The sequence below is a fragment of the Janibacter zhangyanbonis genome (assembly GCF_050507325.1).
In the GTDB taxonomy this organism is placed as follows: Bacteria; Actinomycetota; Actinomycetes; order Actinomycetales; family Dermatophilaceae; genus Janibacter.
Genome location: NZ_CP191481.1, coordinates 2,065,032 through 2,079,466, shown reverse-complemented (window position 1 = coordinate 2,079,466; position 14,435 = coordinate 2,065,032). Strand labels below are relative to the sequence as shown.

Genomic DNA, 14,435 nt, shown 5'->3' with positions numbered 1-14,435 from the left:
GTCAGACGGTCCAGCCGAACCAGGCATTGCCCGTGATCCAGACGGTGGCGCCGCCGAGGTTGCCGCGGGCGTCCGCTGTCGACCACGCGTAGTGCCCGTCAGCACCCAGCGGCTCGGCCGTCTTCCCGGCGACGAAGGTCAGGTCGGCGGAGACCGCGCGTCGGTACCCGGTCGCCCTGTTGGTGCCGACGAGGTTGTCCGTGCGGAAGACGCCGGACCGGCCGGTCGAGCTGATCCACGCCGTCGGCGGGTTGCCCCACTGCGGACGCAGGTCCTGGGTCAGCAGGTGGGTGCAGCGCTGCGACGCCCAGGAGTCGGTGAAGGGTGCGTCCTCGGGACAGGTGTAGGAGCGCAGGTACCCGGTCGCCGGGCCCTCGCCGTCGAGCAGGTAGAGGTGGTGCCGGTTGCCCGGCGTGCCGGCGACGCTCCCACGGAGCGCGTCGTGGAAGCCGAAGAGCAGGCTGTCCGAGTCGGGCGGCGTGGCTGCCGAACGTGTGGTGGTGGCCGTGGCGGTCGGCATCATCGTCGCGATGAGCGCCGCCGCGAGCGGCAGCGTGGCCAGAGCCAGTCGTCGAGTCCTCATGAGTGTCCCCTCTCGATCGTGGGTGACCTCGTTGTCGCCCACACAGGAGCAGAAGGCTGTCGCCGGGACATGGTTCGGGGAGGCCACCGATCGTGACCTCCCCGTGACGGTGGACGCAGCTGTCAGTCCGTCCAGCCGAAGAGGCTCGAGGTGCCCTGCGGCGTCCCCCTGACCCACACGTCGGCACCCGAGACGTCGCCGGAGAAGCCGGCCGTCGACCACACGGTGGTGCTCTCGCCGTCGAAGGGCGCCTGGTCGCGGTCGGCCGTCGCGCCGGTGCCGGCCCGCATCGTGAGGTCGACCGTGAAGGAGCGCTGCCACCCCGTCGTGCGGTTGACCCCGACGAGCTTGCCCGCGATGACGCCCGAGCGCCCGGTCGAGCTCACTCGCGCCTGCGGCGGGGCGCCCCACTGCTCCCGCAGGCTGAAGGTCGACCGGTGCGTGCACGACGGCGAGACCCAGCGGGTGGTCACCGTCGCCTCCGACGGGCAGGTCCAGGACTGGACGAAGCCGGTGGTCCGGCCGTCGACCTGGGCGACCCGCACGCGGTGCCGGTTGCCCGCGATGCCCTCGAGGTGGCCGGCGTGGACGTCGGCGACCTGCACGAGGAGCTCGGCGTCGGCGGGCGGTGTCGTCGCGGCGCTCGCCTGCGGCGCCGCGGCCAGGGCCAGGCCCAGCGCGAGCGGAGTCGCTGCGAGCAGTGCTGTGGTGGTGCGTGATGTCATCGTGTGTCCCCTTTGCATCAGGGGTGGCGGTGGTGCCACCCGATGCCGCAGACGTCGCCGGGCACTCGCGGGTTGCTGCGACGCCCGCGTCGAGACCGGGTCGTGACCTCCCTTCGCGCTCACGACGAAGCCCCGGCCATGGCGTCTCCGGGTGGAGGCGCCATGGCCGGGGCCCGTGTGGTGCCGGGGGCGGTGCCTCAGGCGTCGCCGCCCGCGTTGCCGGAGGTGCCGGCGCTGACGTCGAGCAGGCGGTACTTCTCGGCGGCCTTGCCGGGGACGTCCTCGGCGACCCAGCCGCGGTCGGCGAGCATCTGCAGGGCTCGCACGGCCATCGACGGGCCGTCGACGTGGAAGTAGCGTCGCGCCGCGGCCCGGGTGTCGGAGAAGCCGAAGCCGTCGGTGCCCAGGGCCGAGAACTCCTCGGGGATCCACGGACGGATCTGGTCCTGGACCTGCTTCATGTAGTCGGAGACGGCGACGACCGGGCCGACGGTCCCCTCCAGCTGCTGGGTGACGAAGGGGGTCCGCCGCTCCTGGTCGGGGTGCAGGAAGCGCTGCTCGTCGCACGCCATGGCCTCGCGACGCAGCTCGCTCCAGCTCGTCACCGACCACACGTCGGCGACGACGCCCCAGTCGTCGCGCAGCAGCTGCTGCGCCTCGAGCGCCCACGCCATGCCGACGCCGCTGGCGAGCAGCTGGCACCGCGGCGGGGTGTCACCGAGGCCGGAGGCGTCACCGGCGGCGTACCGGTAGATGCCCTTGAGCAGGCCGTCGACGTCGAGGTCCTCGGGCTGCTGCGGCTGGACGATCGGCTCGTTGTAGAGCGTGAGGTAGTAGATGACGTTGCGACTGGCGTCCGACTGCGGGGCGTCGCCGCCGTACATCGTCTCCAGGCCCTGACGCATGATGTGCGCGATCTCGAAGCCGTAGGCCGGGTCCCAGGAGACGACCGCGGGGTTGGTCGCGGCGAGCAGCTGGGAGTGGCCGTCGGCGTGCTGCAGCCCCTCGCCGGTGAGGGTCGTGCGCCCGGCCGTGGCGCCGAGGAGGAAGCCTCGGGACATCTGGTCGGCGGCCGCCCAGATGCTGTCGCCGGTGCGCTGGAAGCCGAACATCGAGTAGAAGATGTAGACCGGGATCATCGGCTCGCCGTGCGTGGCATAGCTCGTCGCCGCGGCGGTGAAGGCCGCGACCGAGCCGGCCTCGTTGATGCCGGTGTGGACGATCTGGCCCTGCTCGGACTCGCGGTAGGCGAGCATGAGGTCGGCGTCGACCGAAGTGTAGTTCTGCCCGTGCGGGTTGTAGATCTTCTTCGTCGGGAAGAAGGAGTCCATGCCGAAGGTGCGCGCCTCGTCGGGGATGATCGGCACGATCCGGTCGCCGAAGCCCTTCTCGCGCATGAGGTCCTTGAGCAGGCGGACCCAGGCCATCGTCGTGGCGATCTCCTGCTTGCCCGAGCCCTTGGCCATCTGGCTGTACTTGTCGTCGCCCGGCAGCTGCGGTGCCGTGTACTCGACCCGCCGCGAGGGCAGCCCGCCGCCGAGCTTGCCGCGGCGCTCGCGCATGTACTGGATCGCCTCGTCGTCCTCACCGGGGTGGTAGTAGGGCGGCAGGTAGGGGTTGGCCTCGAGCTGCTCGTCGGTGATCGGGATCTTCAGCCCGTCGCGCAGCCCCTTGAGGTCGTCGAGGGTGAGCTTCTTCATCTGGTGGGTCGCATTGCGCCCGGCGAAGTGCGTGCCCAGGCCGTAGCCCTTGATCGTCTTCGCGAGGATGACCGTCGGCTGACCGGTGTGGTGCATCGCGGCGCGGTAGGCGGCGTAGACCTTGTTGTAGTCGTGGCCACCGCGCTTGAGCTTCCACCACACGTCGGCGTCGGACCAGTCCTCGACGAGCTTGCGGGTGCGCGGGTCGCGGTTGAAGAAGTTCTCCCGCACGTAGGCGCCGTCGTTGGCGCGGAAGGTCTGGTAGTCGCCGTCGGGCGTCTGGTTCATGAGGTTGACCAGCGCGCCGTCGCGGTCGGCGGCGAGCAGCGGGTCCCAGCCGCGGCCCCAGACGACCTTGATGACATTCCACCCGGCGCCGCGGAACTGCGCCTCGAGCTCCTGGATGATCTTGCCGTTGCCGCGGACCGGCCCGTCGAGACGCTGGAGGTTGCAGTTGACGACGAAGGTGAGGTTGTCGAGCTCCTCGAAGGCGGCCGTCTGCAGCAGGCCACGGCTCTCCGGCTCGTCCATCTCGCCGTCGCCGAGGAAGGCCCACACGTGCTGCTGGGAGGTGTCCTTGATGCCGCGGTTGTGCAGGTACTTGTTGAACTGCGCCTGGTAGATCGCGTTCATCGGGCCGATGCCCATCGACACCGTGGGGAACTCCCAGAAGTCCGGCATCAGGCGCGGGTGCGGGTAGGAGGGCATCCCGGTCTCGCCCTGCCCGGCGAGCTGGGCGGCCTCCTGCCGGAAGCCGTCCATCTGCTCCTCGCTGATGCGGCCCTCGAGGAAGGCGCGGGCGTACATGCCGGGGGAGGCATGGCCCTGGAAGAAGATCTGGTCGCCGCCGCCCGGGTGGTCCTTGCCCCGCCAGAAGTGGTTGAAGCCGACCTCGTAGAGGGTCGCCGCGGAGGCGTAGGAGGAGATGTGGCCGCCGACCCCGACGCCGGGGCGCTGGGCGCGGTGGACCTGGATCGCGGCATTCCAGCGGATCCACGCCCGGTAGCGGCGCTCGACCTCCTCGTCACCGGGGTACCACGGCTCGTCCGCCGGTCGGATGGTGTTGACGTAGTCGGTCGTCGTCAGCGACGGGACCCCGACGTTCTTCATGCGCGCGCGCTCGAGCAGGCGCAGCATGACGTAGCGGGCGCGCTCGCGGCCCGAGTCGTCGATCAGCGCGTCGATGGAGTCCAGCCACTCGGCTGTCTCCTCCGCGTCGATGTCCGGCAGGTGGGTGGGGATGCCGTTGAGGATGGGGCCGTCGCTGAGGTGATCCGCTGAGCCGGGCACGAGTGTCGTCCTTTCACAAGACCTGTCCGCACGTGGTGACGACGGACACACCCATCCTCTCGCGTGGGTGTCAGGCGTCACAAACCGGGTTCGGACTCCGGGATGCGGTGGGCGTGCGTGTAGACGGTCGCGCGCGGCTCGCGGACGAAGCCGAGCAGGGTCAGCCCGGCCCGGTCGGCGACCTCGACGGCCAGGGAGGTCGCGGCCGAGACGCAGGCGAGGACGGGCACGCCGGCGACTGCCGCCTTCTGCGCGATCTCGAAGCCGGCCCGCGACGACACGAGCAGGGTGTGACCCGTCAGCGGCAGCCGGCCCTCGCGGGCGGCCCACCCGAGCACCTTGTCGACGGCGTTGTGCCGGCCGATGTCCTCGCGCACGACGAGCAGGTCGCCGTCGGGGCCGAGCAGCGCGGCCGCGTGGACCCCTCCGGTCGCCTCGAAGACGCGCTGCCGCTCGCGCATCGCCGCCACGCCCGCGTGGATCGTCGCGAGGTCGACCCGCACGTCGTCGTCGGCGGGGGAGTCGGGCATGGCCGCGAGCAGGTCGTCGACGGTCGCCGAGCCGCACACCCCGCAGGCGCTCGTCGCGATCTCGTTGCGCTCGGTGACCCGCCGCTGCAGCCGTACCCCCGCGGCGAGGGTCACCTCGACGACGTTGAAGGTCGGTGACCCGTCGGGCCCGGTGTCGGTGCAGTGCATCATCGTCGCGACCGCCTCGCCGTCGGCAACCAGGCCCTCGGCGAAGAGGTGCCCCAGGGCGAGGTCGAAGTCGTCGCCGGGCAGGCGCATCGTCGTCGTCACGGTCGTCGACGGTGGACGAAGGGGGGCGCTCCCCGCGGCCACACCGCGCTCCGGCAGCTCGGCGACCCGGATCTCGAGCGGCTCCTCGACGGCGACCGACTCGATGCGACGCAGGGTGCGTCCGTCGCGTCGCTCCACCTTGAGCCGCTGCATCACCCGACCCATCGGGCACCTCCACGTCGCACGTCCACCACGACCCCAGCCTACGGAGCCCGTCTGGTGAGATGGTGCCGTGGACGAGCAGCCGACCCCGCCCCCTCCGCTCCCGTTCGTGCTGCCGCTGCGCGGCGACCACGGCGCGCACTGGCACCCGGTCTCGCCGGCGCTGGCCCGGGTGCGCCGCACCGCGTCGACCCTCGTGCTGCTGCCGGTCGCCATCGCCTTCGGCGTCGCGGCGGCGCTGCTGTGGCCGTGGCTGGTCGTCGGCACGGTCGTGGTGCTCCTCGTGTGGGTCTGGTGGATGTGGCTCGTCGGCGTCCAGGTGCGGGCGATGAGCTGGGCCGAGCTGCCCGAGGAGATCGCCATCCGGCGCGGGCGGATGTGGCGGCGCCTGGTGACCGTGCCCTACGGCCGCATCCAGTACGTCGACCTCAGCTCCGGCCCGCTCATGCGCCGCGCCGGTCTGGCCGTCATCGAGGTGCACACCGCGTCACCGGTCAGCTCCGCCGACCTGCCCGGTCTGCCGGCGCCCGTCGCCGAGGAGCTGCGCACCCGCCTCGCCGGTCGCGGCGAGGCCCAGCGGGCGGGGCTGTGAGCGATCCCGACGAGGGCTTCGTCCGGGTCCACCCGGTCTCGCCCTTCATCCGGGGCGGGCTCGTCGTGCTCGGTGTCCTCGGCTACCTCGTGAGCCAGCAGGTCGACACCCTCGCTGCGGCCTTCGGCGGTGGGGACGACGACTCGGGCCCGGGGGGACCCGCGGGCGCGGTGCTCGGTGTGGGGACGCTCCTGCAGGCCGGCGCCGTCGGGCTCGTCGTGCTCGGCGCGGTCCTGCTCGGCCTGGTGTCGTGGTGGTTCACCCGCTACCGGCTCGGCGACGACAGCATCGAGATGCGCACCGGCGTGCTCTTCCGCCAGCACCGGCAGGTGCGCTACGACCGCATCCAGGCCGTCGACCTCGTCCGGCCGCTCCTCGCGCGCCTGTGCGGCCTCTCGGAGGTGCGGGTCGAGTCGGCGGGCGGCGGCGACTCGCACCTGTCGATCGCCTACCTGCGCGTCGCCGACGCCGAGTCGGTCCGCGAGCGACTCCTCGGCCTGGCCCAGGAGGCGAGCGCCACGCCCCGGACCGCAGCGGGCGAAGGGGGACCCGCCGCCGGTGCCGTGGGCGGGGACGAACCTGGCGCGCCTCGGCCCGACCTCGCCTCGTCCGCGGCGCAGGCCGCCGAGGAGCGGCTGCTCGTCGTGCCGCCGGCGCGGGTCGTCGCGTCGGTACTGCTGAGCGGCGAGGCGATCTTCGTCGCCCTCATCGGTGTCGTCGCGGTCGTCCTCGCGCTCGTCGGCCTCGCGCCGGCAGTCACCGGGCTCTTCCCCGTCGTCGTGGTGGCCGGTGGTCGCGCGCTGCTGCGCCTCACCCGGTGGTGGGGCCTGGTCATCGGGCGGCGGGGGAGCACCCTCACGAGCCAGCGCGGGCTCACCGACACCCGCACCTCGTCCGTCCCGCTGCACCGCGTGCAGGCCGTGCAGGTCGACCAGCCGTGGCTGTGGCGGCGAGCGGGGTGGTGGTCGCTGACGGTCAACGTCGCCGGCGCCGAGATCGGCTCGGCCGCGGAGTCGGCCGACCCCGTCCTCGTCCCGGCGGCGACGACGCCGGAGGTGCTGCACCTGCTGCACGTCGTCACCGGCGACGCCGGGACGACGCGTGAGGTCCGGGACCTGATGACCACGACCCCGACCGGCTTCGTGGGCCAGCCGCGGCGCGCGAGGTGGGTCCACCCCTTCGCCCACCGCCACATCGGCTACCTCGCAGGGCAGGCAGCGCTGCTCGACCGGAGCGGGTGGCTCGACCGCAGGATCCGGGTCGCGCCCTGGGGACGCATCCAGTCGCTCACCGTCTCGCAGGGGCCGCTCGCCCGGCGCCTCGACCTCGCAACGGTGCACGCGGTGAGCACCGTGGGGCCCGTGGACCCAGGTGTCTGCCACCTCGACCGGGCGCACGCCGAGGCCCTGCGGGGGCTCGTCGAGGCCCACGCGAGCCCCGCGCGACGCGACGACGACGGTGGACCTGCTTGCAACCGGGCGCCGGACGCGGTGGACTATGACGGATGAGTGAGCAGCGAGCAGCAGAGAGGACCAGTGTCGTGACGGGGGAGTCGCGGTCCGCAGGAGCGGACCTCGCCGAGGCCGCAGTCGAAAAGCTCGGCTTCAGCACCGGGCAGATCGTCCAGGAGTACGGCTGGGACGATGACGTCGACGAGGACCTGCGTGCAGCGGTCCAGGACGTCATCGGCGAGGAGCTCGAGGACGAGGACTACACCGGTGTCGTCGACGCGGTGATCCTGTGGTGGCGCGACGGCGACGGTGACCTCACCGACGCGCTCGTCGACACCTTGGGCACCCTCGCGGAGGGTTCCTCGATCGTGCTGGTCACGCCCCGCCCCGGTCAGGAGGAGGAGGTCGACCCGAGCGAGGTCGACGAGGCCGCGACGACGGCCGGCCTGCACACCTCCGGCTCGGTCATGTGCTCCGACGCCTGGGTCGCCACCCGCCTGGCCGCTCCCAAGGGCTCGCGCTGAGCCTGTCGGTCGGGAGCACCGCACCCGACTTCGTCCTGCGCGACCAGTACGGCCGTGACGTCTCGCTCGCCGAGCTGCGGGCCGACCGCGCCGTGCTGCTCGTCTTCTACCCCTTCGCCTTCTCGGGCATCTGCACCGGTGAGCTCGGGGAGATCCGCGACGACCTCGGTCGCTTCGAGTCCGAGCAGGTGACGACGGTGGCGATCTCCTGCGACCCGATGTTCAGCCTGCGGGCGTGGGCCGACCAAGAGGGCTACTTCTTCCCGCTGCTGTCGGACTTCTGGCCGCACGGGCAGGTCGCACGCGACTACGGCGTCCTCGACGAGGAGCAGGGCATGGCCAAGCGCGGCACCTTCCTCGTCGACCGCGACGGCCGCATCGCGTGGCAGCTGGTCAACCCCACGGGGCAGGCGCGCGACTTCGCCGGCTACCACGCCGCCCTCGACGCCCTCGGGGGTCCCGCCCGGGCCTGAGTCGCGGGTAGTCTTCGCCCTCATGAGCGACGACATCCTCGAGGTGGACCTGCTGGCCTTCGAGTCCGGAGACGGTGAGCGCGCGCGAGCCGTCGTCGACGGGCTGATGACGTCGCTGGAGACCGGCTTCGTCTACGTCAAGCACGACCTGTCCGAGGACCTCATCGACAGCGCCTACGGCATGCTCGAGGAGTTCTTCACCGCCGAGCGCGAGGTCAAGGAGCAGTTCGTCGCGCCGGGCACCCACGGCCAGACCGGCTACACCGGCCTGCTGGTCGAGACGGCCGCCACCGCCGACGTCGCGGACTGGAAGGAGATGCTCAACTGGGGTCCCGCGATCCCGGCCGGGCACCCGCTGCGCACCCGCTACCCGCACCGCTACCACGACCCGGTGCTCCCGGAGTCGGCCGTGCCGGGCATCAGCGAGACGCTGACGACCTTCCACCGCTCGGTCGCCGACCTGCAGCGACGGGTCCTGCGGATCATCGCGACCGGTGTCGGTGCCCACCCCGACTACTTCGAGAAGATGCTCGTCGACGGGCCGACGCTCTCGCGCGCGATCCACTACCCGGCCATGGACTCGGCCCCCGAGGCGCCCCACGTCTGGGCCGCCGAGCACGCCGACATCAACCTCATCACCGCGCTGCCCCGCGCGACCGCCGCCGGCCTGCAGGTGCGGCTCAAGGACAGCGGCGAGTGGATCGACGCCATCGCCCCCGAGGGCGGCGCGATCATCAACACCGGCCTCATGCTCGAGGTCGTGACCTACGGCGTCATCGAGCCGGGCATCCACCGCGTCGTCGCCGCCCCCGGCCAGGAGGGCGACCGCTACTCCGTCGTGCAGTTCACCCACCCGACGCCGTGGACCGTCCTCAGCCCGCTCGTGTCGACGGTCACCGAGCAGACGCCGCAGCGCTTCTCGCCGATCAGCGCGGCCGACGCGCTCGACCTCGTCCTCTACGAGATCAACCTCATCGAGGACGCGCGCCGCGTCTGAGGGCGGCGACGGGCCCGCGCCGCGTCCGAGGCGCGGTCGCGGGCCTGACACAATGTCGCCCGGCGCCGCGTGCGCCAGGGGCCTGTAGCTCAGGTGGTAGAGCACCGCGTTTACACCGCGGGTGTCGTCGGTTCGAGCCCGGCCGGGCCCACATGAGCCACCTCCGCCTCCGGGACGTCCTGGCGGTCCTCGAGCAGACCTTCCCGGTCGACTCCGCCCAGTCGTGGGACCGCGTCGGCCTCGTCACCGGCGACCCCGACCAGCCCGTCCGTCGCATCCACGCGGCCGTCGACCCGACCCTCGCGGTCATCGAGGAGGCCCGTGACGCGGGGGCCGACCTGCTCGTCACGCACCACCCGCTGCTGCTGCGCGGCGTGCACTCCGTCGCCACGACGAGCGCGAAGGGAGCGGCCGTCACCTCCCTCGTCGTGGGCGACGTCGCCCTCTACGTCGCCCACACCAATGCCGACGTCGCCGAGCCCGGGGTCAACACCGCGCTCGCCCGGGCCTGCGGCCTCACCGGGACCGAGCCGCTGAGCATCGAGGAGGGCCGCCCCATGGGGCGCGTCGGTGACCTCGACGCACCGGTGAGCCTCGCGGACTTCGCCACGCGACTGGCGGGGGCGCTCCCTTCGGCACCGGCGGGGATCCGTGTGGCCGGACCGGCGGACGGGCAGGTGCGCCGCGTGGCCCTGCTCGGCGGGGCCGGCGACGGGCTGCTCGACGCCGCAGCTGCCGCGGGTGCCGACGTCTACGTGACCTCAGACCTGCGCCACCACCCCGTCCTCGAGGCCCGCGAGGAGGCGGCCGCCCGGGGCGGGACCCCCTTCGTCGTCGACGCCGGCCACTGGGCCACCGAGTCGCTGTGGCTGCAGGAGATGCTCGACCGGCTCGGTGAGTCCCTCGCGGCGGCGGGCCACGATGTGATGGGCTTGGAGTCCCACGTGAGCACCATCTGCACCGACCCGTGGAGCTTCACCGTCGGCGCACGACCCGACCAAGGAGACCCACAGTGAAGGCAGATCCCTTCGTCCAGGCACGGCTGCTCGAGCTGCAGGCCCTCGACACCCGGCTGCAGCAGATCGACCACGCCCGCGGTCGCGTGCCCCAGATCGCCGCCCTCGCCGAGGCCGGCGGCCGGCTGCAGCAGGTGTCCGACGACGTCGTGCGCGTCGAGACCGGCCTCTCCGACATCCGCCGCGAGGTCGACCGCGCCGAGGCCGACGTGCAGCAGGTGCGCGACCGGGCCGCCCGCGACCAGGCCCGCCTCGACGCCGGCACCGGCATGACCTCGCGCGACCTCACCTCGCTCCAGCACGAGCTCGAGACCCTCGCGCGGCGGCAGTCCGCCCTCGAGGAGGTCGAGATCGAGGTCATGGAGCGCCAGGAGAGCGCCGAGGCGCGGCTGGCCGAGCTCACCGCGAGCCGCGACGAGGCCCAGGCCGAGGTCGACCGCCTCACCGCCGAGCGTGACGCCGCCATCGCCGTGCTCGACGCGGAGCGCACCGAGGTGCTGCGCCCGCGGGCCGACCTCGCCGGCGGCATCGACGACAAGCTCCTCGCGCTCTACGACCGCATCCGTGACAGCTCGGGCGGTCTCGGGGCGGCCGAGTTCACGCACGGCCGCTGCGGTGGCTGCCGGCTCGAGCTCAACCCGGTCGACGTCTCGGCCATCGAGCGGGCCGCGAGCGACGAGGTCGTGCGGTGCGAGGAGTGCGGCCGCATCCTCGTGCGCACCCACTCCGGGGACTGATGGGACGCAGTCTTCGGGTCGAGGCGGACGGAGGGTCGCGCGGCAACCCCGGCGTCGCCGGCTACGGCGCGCTCGTGCGCGACGAGACCGGCACCGTGCTCGTCGAGCTCGCCGCGCCGATCGGCACCGCGAGCAACAACGTCGCCGAGTACCGGGGCATGCTCGCCGGCCTGGCCGCCGCGCGGCGGATCGCCACGGATGCGCAGGTCGTCGTCGCCATGGACTCCAAGCTCGTCGTCGAGCAGATGTCGGGCCGCTGGAAGATCAAGCACCCCGACATGCGCGAGCTCGCGGAGCAGGGGCGTGCCCTCGTCGCCGAGATCACCGCTGCCGGCGGGTCGGTCGACCTCATCTGGGTGCCGCGGGCGGACAACTCCGCCGCCGACGCCCTGTCCAACCGGGGCATGGACGGCGAGACGGTCGAGGACTGGCACGCGTCGGAGCAGTCGCGCGACGACCTCGCCCCCTCGCGCGACAGCGAGCAGGAGCCGGTGCGGCCGTGGAGCGGCCACGGGAGGCCCACGCGAGTCGTCCTCGTGCGCCACGGCGTCACCGAGTTCACCGAGCAGGGCCGCCTCGACGGGCGCGGGGGGAGCGACCCCGACCTGACGCAGGCCGGGCGCGAGCAGGCCGCGCGGGCCGCGCAGCTCGTCGCCGAGCTCGTCGGTGACGACCCCGTGCAGGTCGTCACGTCCGACCTCGCCCGGGCCCGGCAGACTGGGGCCGTCATCGCCGACCGTCTCGGGGTGGCCGCCGAGGTCGACCGTGACTGGGACGAGCAGTCCTTCGGTGACTGGGACGGGGCGAGCGTGAGCGACCTCGTCGCCCAGGCGGCCGACGACTTCCGCGCGCTGCGCGACGACCGGGGCTACGCACGGCCCGGTGGCGAGAGCCACGACGTGATGGTCGAGCGGGTGACCGCCGCGTGGGAGCGGGTCGTCGCGCGCGGCGGCACCGTCGTCGTGGCGAGCCACCGCAAGCCGATCCTCGCCGTGCTCACCCTCGTCCTCGGCCTGCCCCACGAGCACATGTGGCGCCTCGCGGGGTCGCCCGGCTCGCTCACCGGCATCGAGGCGTGGCCCGACGGCCGGGCCGTCGTCGCCTTCACCAACCGGATCTGAGGCAGCCATCGACGACCTGCCCTCCTGGCTCACGGCCTCTGGCCTCGTCGGAGCCGTGCTCTTCGGGCTGCTCTCGGCCTACTTCCCGCCGCTCAACGCGGAGATCTACGCCGTCGCCGCTCCGGTGATCTTCCCCGAGGCCTGGGTGCTCCACGTCAGCGCGATGACCGGCGGCCTCGTCGTCGGCAAGATGACGCACTTCGTGGCCGCGGCGAAGGGAGCGGAGGCCTACAGCCGTCGCCGCGAGGCCAAGGAGGCCCGCGAGGCGCAGGAGGACCGGCAGCCGGCCGGCCCCGTGCGGGAGCGGCTCACCCGGTGGAGCGCCGCGATGATCGGTGTCCTCGACCGCCCGCGGCTCGGCCCCCTCGTCATGCTCGCGAGCTCGGGCATCGGCTTCCCGCCGCTGGCCGTCGTCACCGTCGCCGCCGGGATCAAGCGGGTCAGCACGGTCACCTTCCTCGTCGTGACGACGATCGGCTGCCTCGCCCGCTTCCTCGTCACGGCCTGGCTGGTCAGCCACGGGGTCGCGCTCGGGCAGTGACCGGGCAGGGGCCGGTCCCTGGCGGTGTCTCGGGTGCTGACCCGGCGGCGGGAGCCCGCCGGGGCGGCGTCTAGCCTGACGCCCATGACCCAGCACGCAGACCTCACCCCCCGGCAGGCCTGGGAGCGCCTCGAGAGCGACCCCGACGCTGTGCTCGTCGACGTGCGCACCTCGGCGGAGTGGTCCTTCGTCGGGCTGCCCGACCTGACCTCCGTCGGCAAGCGGGTCGTGCCCATCGAGTGGACGACCTTCCCCGAGGGCGCGCCCAACCCGCGATTCCTCGACGACCTGCGGGCGAGCATCCCGACCGACGACACCCCGGTGCTCTTCCTCTGCCGCTCGGGCGCCCGCTCGGCCGCCGCGACGGCGGCGGCCACCGCAGCCGGGTACACCGCGGCGCACAACGTCGCCGAGGGCTTCGAGGGAGACCTCGACGCGCAGGGCCACCGCGTCGTCAACGGCTGGAAGCAGGCCGGCCTGCCGTGGAGGCAGGGGTGAGCGCGACTCCCTTCGGCCCCGGCAACCCGCGTCCCTACCTCGACCCGGAGGGACTCTCGCCGCAGACCCTCGCCATCCGTGGCGGGCAGGCGCGCTCGACCTTCGACGAGACGTCCGAGGCGCTCTACCTGACCTCCGGCTTCGTCTACGGCAGCGCCGAGGAGGCGGAGGCGGCCTTCACCGACGAGGTGGAGAAGTTCGTCTACTCCCGCTACGGCAACCCCACCGTCGCGATGCTCGAGGAGCGGCTGCGGCTGCTCGAGGGGGCCGAGGCGGCCTACGCGACGGCGTCCGGCATGTCGGCCGTCTTCACCGCCCTCGCCGCGCTGCTCGGCAAGGGTGACCGCGTCGTCTCCTCGCGTGGCCTCTTCGGCAGCTGCTTCGTCATCCTCGACGAGATCCTGCCGCGGTGGGGTGTCGAGACCGTCTTCGTCGACGGCCCGGACCTCGACCAGTGGCGTGAGGCGCTCTCCGAGCCGACGACCGCCGTGTTCTTCGAGACGCCGAGCAACCCGATGCAGGAGCTCGTCGACATCGCCGCGGTGAGCGAGCTCGCGCACGCTGCCGGGGCCCAGGTCGTCGTCGACAACGTCTTCGGCACGCCCGTCTTCTCCCGGCCGCTCGAGCACGGCGCCGACATCGTCGTGTACTCGGCGACGAAGCACATCGACGGCCAGGGCCGGGTCCTCGGCGGCGCGATCCTCGGGCCGCAGGACTACATCGACGGGCCGGTCCGCAACCTCATCCGGCACACCGGACCGTCGTTGTCGCCCTTCAACGCCTGGGTGCTGCTCAAGGGCCTGGAGACGATGGACCTGCGGGTGCGGCGGATGGCCGAGTCCTCGCTCGCCGTCGCCCGGGCCCTGCAGGAGCACCCCCGGGTGGCGCGGGTCATCCACCCGTGGCTGCCCGATCACCCGCAGCACGAGCTGGCGCAGCGGCAGATGAGCGGGGGCGGCACGGTCGTCACCTTCGACGTCGTCGGCGGCAAGGCCGAGGCCTTTGCGGTGATGAACGCGCTGCGCACCGTCGACATCTCCAACAACCTCGGCGACTCCAAGTCGCTCATCACCCACCCGGCGACGACGACGCACCGTCGCATGGGCGAAGAGGCGCGGGCCGCGATCGGCATCACCGACGCCACGCTGCGCATCTCCGTCGGCCTCGAGGCCGCCGACGACCTCGTCGCCGACCTGCGCCGCGCGCTGGGGTGAGCTGAGGCGCC

General features: G+C 72.8%; 15 protein-coding genes and 1 tRNA gene. 12 read left to right on the top strand and 4 right to left on the bottom strand.

The features are described from left to right. Nucleotide 1: 1 nt before the first annotated feature. The 4 genes from ACQBJO_RS10115 to fdhD all read right to left on the bottom strand — a co-directional run bounded on the left by ACQBJO_RS10115 (nucleotide 2) and on the right by fdhD (nucleotide 5,263). Nucleotides 2-583 carry a hypothetical protein gene (locus tag ACQBJO_RS10115; RefSeq protein ID WP_421009022.1) on the bottom strand — a complete coding sequence of 194 codons (582 nt, stop codon included), beginning with the start codon at nucleotides 581-583 and terminating at the stop codon, nucleotides 2-4. A 122-nt stretch (nucleotides 584-705) separates the two neighbouring features. Then, a complete protein-coding gene (locus ACQBJO_RS10110) occupies nucleotides 706-1,308 on the bottom strand; it encodes a hypothetical protein (protein WP_421009023.1) in 603 nt (200 codons plus the stop codon). A gap of 197 nt (nucleotides 1,309-1,505) precedes the next feature. Then, nucleotides 1,506-4,298, bottom strand: a complete 2,793-nt coding sequence (gene aceE, locus ACQBJO_RS10105) for a pyruvate dehydrogenase (acetyl-transferring), homodimeric type (RefSeq protein WP_421009024.1) — start codon at nucleotides 4,296-4,298, stop codon at nucleotides 1,506-1,508. A gap of 77 nt (nucleotides 4,299-4,375) precedes the next feature. Then, entirely contained in the window at nucleotides 4,376-5,263 is an 888-nt protein-coding gene (fdhD, locus tag ACQBJO_RS10100; RefSeq protein ID WP_430407100.1) for a formate dehydrogenase accessory sulfurtransferase FdhD, read from the bottom strand. Nucleotides 5,264-5,330: 67 nt separating this feature from the next. On the opposite strand from fdhD, the gene ACQBJO_RS10095 reads away from it, so the two are divergent. The 12 genes from ACQBJO_RS10095 (at nucleotide 5,331) to ACQBJO_RS10040 (ending at nucleotide 14,424) form a co-directional block, all read left to right on the top strand. Beyond that, nucleotides 5,331-5,852 (top strand): PH domain-containing protein, encoded by a 522-nt coding sequence (locus ACQBJO_RS10095; protein ID WP_421009026.1) that lies wholly within the window; start codon nucleotides 5,331-5,333, stop codon nucleotides 5,850-5,852. Beyond that, complete coding sequence (locus tag ACQBJO_RS10090; RefSeq protein WP_421009027.1) at nucleotides 5,849-7,360, top strand: PH domain-containing protein; 1,512 nt, start codon at nucleotides 5,849-5,851, stop codon at nucleotides 7,358-7,360. Before ACQBJO_RS10095 ends, ACQBJO_RS10090 begins: the two co-directional genes overlap by 4 nt. Continuing rightward, nucleotides 7,357-7,827 (top strand): DUF3052 domain-containing protein, encoded by a 471-nt coding sequence (locus tag ACQBJO_RS10085; protein ID WP_255183677.1) that lies wholly within the window; start codon nucleotides 7,357-7,359, stop codon nucleotides 7,825-7,827. Before ACQBJO_RS10090 ends, ACQBJO_RS10085 begins: the two co-directional genes overlap by 4 nt. Next, the gene (locus ACQBJO_RS10080) at nucleotides 7,773-8,300 is read left to right on the top strand and encodes a peroxiredoxin (RefSeq protein WP_255183676.1); all 528 of its coding nucleotides are present in this window, start codon (nucleotides 7,773-7,775) and stop codon (nucleotides 8,298-8,300) included. Before ACQBJO_RS10085 ends, ACQBJO_RS10080 begins: the two co-directional genes overlap by 55 nt. A gap of 22 nt (nucleotides 8,301-8,322) precedes the next feature. Further along, on the top strand, nucleotides 8,323-9,297 hold the full coding sequence (locus ACQBJO_RS10075) for an isopenicillin N synthase family dioxygenase (protein WP_421009028.1): 975 nt from the start codon (nucleotides 8,323-8,325) through the stop codon (nucleotides 9,295-9,297). Between the two features lie 78 nt (nucleotides 9,298-9,375). Next, nucleotides 9,376-9,448: transfer RNA gene (locus tag ACQBJO_RS10070), tRNA-Val, on the top strand. A gap of 1 nt (nucleotide 9,449) precedes the next feature. Then, nucleotides 9,450-10,313: a Nif3-like dinuclear metal center hexameric protein gene (locus ACQBJO_RS10065; RefSeq protein WP_255183674.1), complete on the top strand. Its 864-nt coding sequence runs from the start codon at nucleotides 9,450-9,452 to the stop codon at nucleotides 10,311-10,313. Further along, complete coding sequence (locus ACQBJO_RS10060) at nucleotides 10,310-11,050, top strand: zinc ribbon domain-containing protein (protein WP_421009029.1); 741 nt, start codon at nucleotides 10,310-10,312, stop codon at nucleotides 11,048-11,050. Before ACQBJO_RS10065 ends, ACQBJO_RS10060 begins: the two co-directional genes overlap by 4 nt. Further along, nucleotides 11,050-12,171 (top strand): bifunctional RNase H/acid phosphatase, encoded by a 1,122-nt coding sequence (locus tag ACQBJO_RS10055; protein WP_421009030.1) that lies wholly within the window; start codon nucleotides 11,050-11,052, stop codon nucleotides 12,169-12,171. The genes ACQBJO_RS10060 and ACQBJO_RS10055 overlap by 1 nt, the downstream gene beginning before the upstream one ends. Nucleotides 12,172-12,226: 55 nt before the next feature. Beyond that, on the top strand, nucleotides 12,227-12,712 hold the full coding sequence (locus ACQBJO_RS10050; RefSeq protein WP_255183671.1) for a hypothetical protein: 486 nt from the start codon (nucleotides 12,227-12,229) through the stop codon (nucleotides 12,710-12,712). An 84-nt stretch (nucleotides 12,713-12,796) separates the two neighbouring features. After that, the gene (locus ACQBJO_RS10045; protein WP_421009031.1) at nucleotides 12,797-13,210 is read left to right on the top strand and encodes a rhodanese-like domain-containing protein; all 414 of its coding nucleotides are present in this window, start codon (nucleotides 12,797-12,799) and stop codon (nucleotides 13,208-13,210) included. After that, complete coding sequence (locus ACQBJO_RS10040; protein ID WP_421009032.1) at nucleotides 13,207-14,424, top strand: O-succinylhomoserine sulfhydrylase; 1,218 nt, start codon at nucleotides 13,207-13,209, stop codon at nucleotides 14,422-14,424. Before ACQBJO_RS10045 ends, ACQBJO_RS10040 begins: the two co-directional genes overlap by 4 nt. Nucleotides 14,425-14,435: the final 11 nt, after the last annotated feature.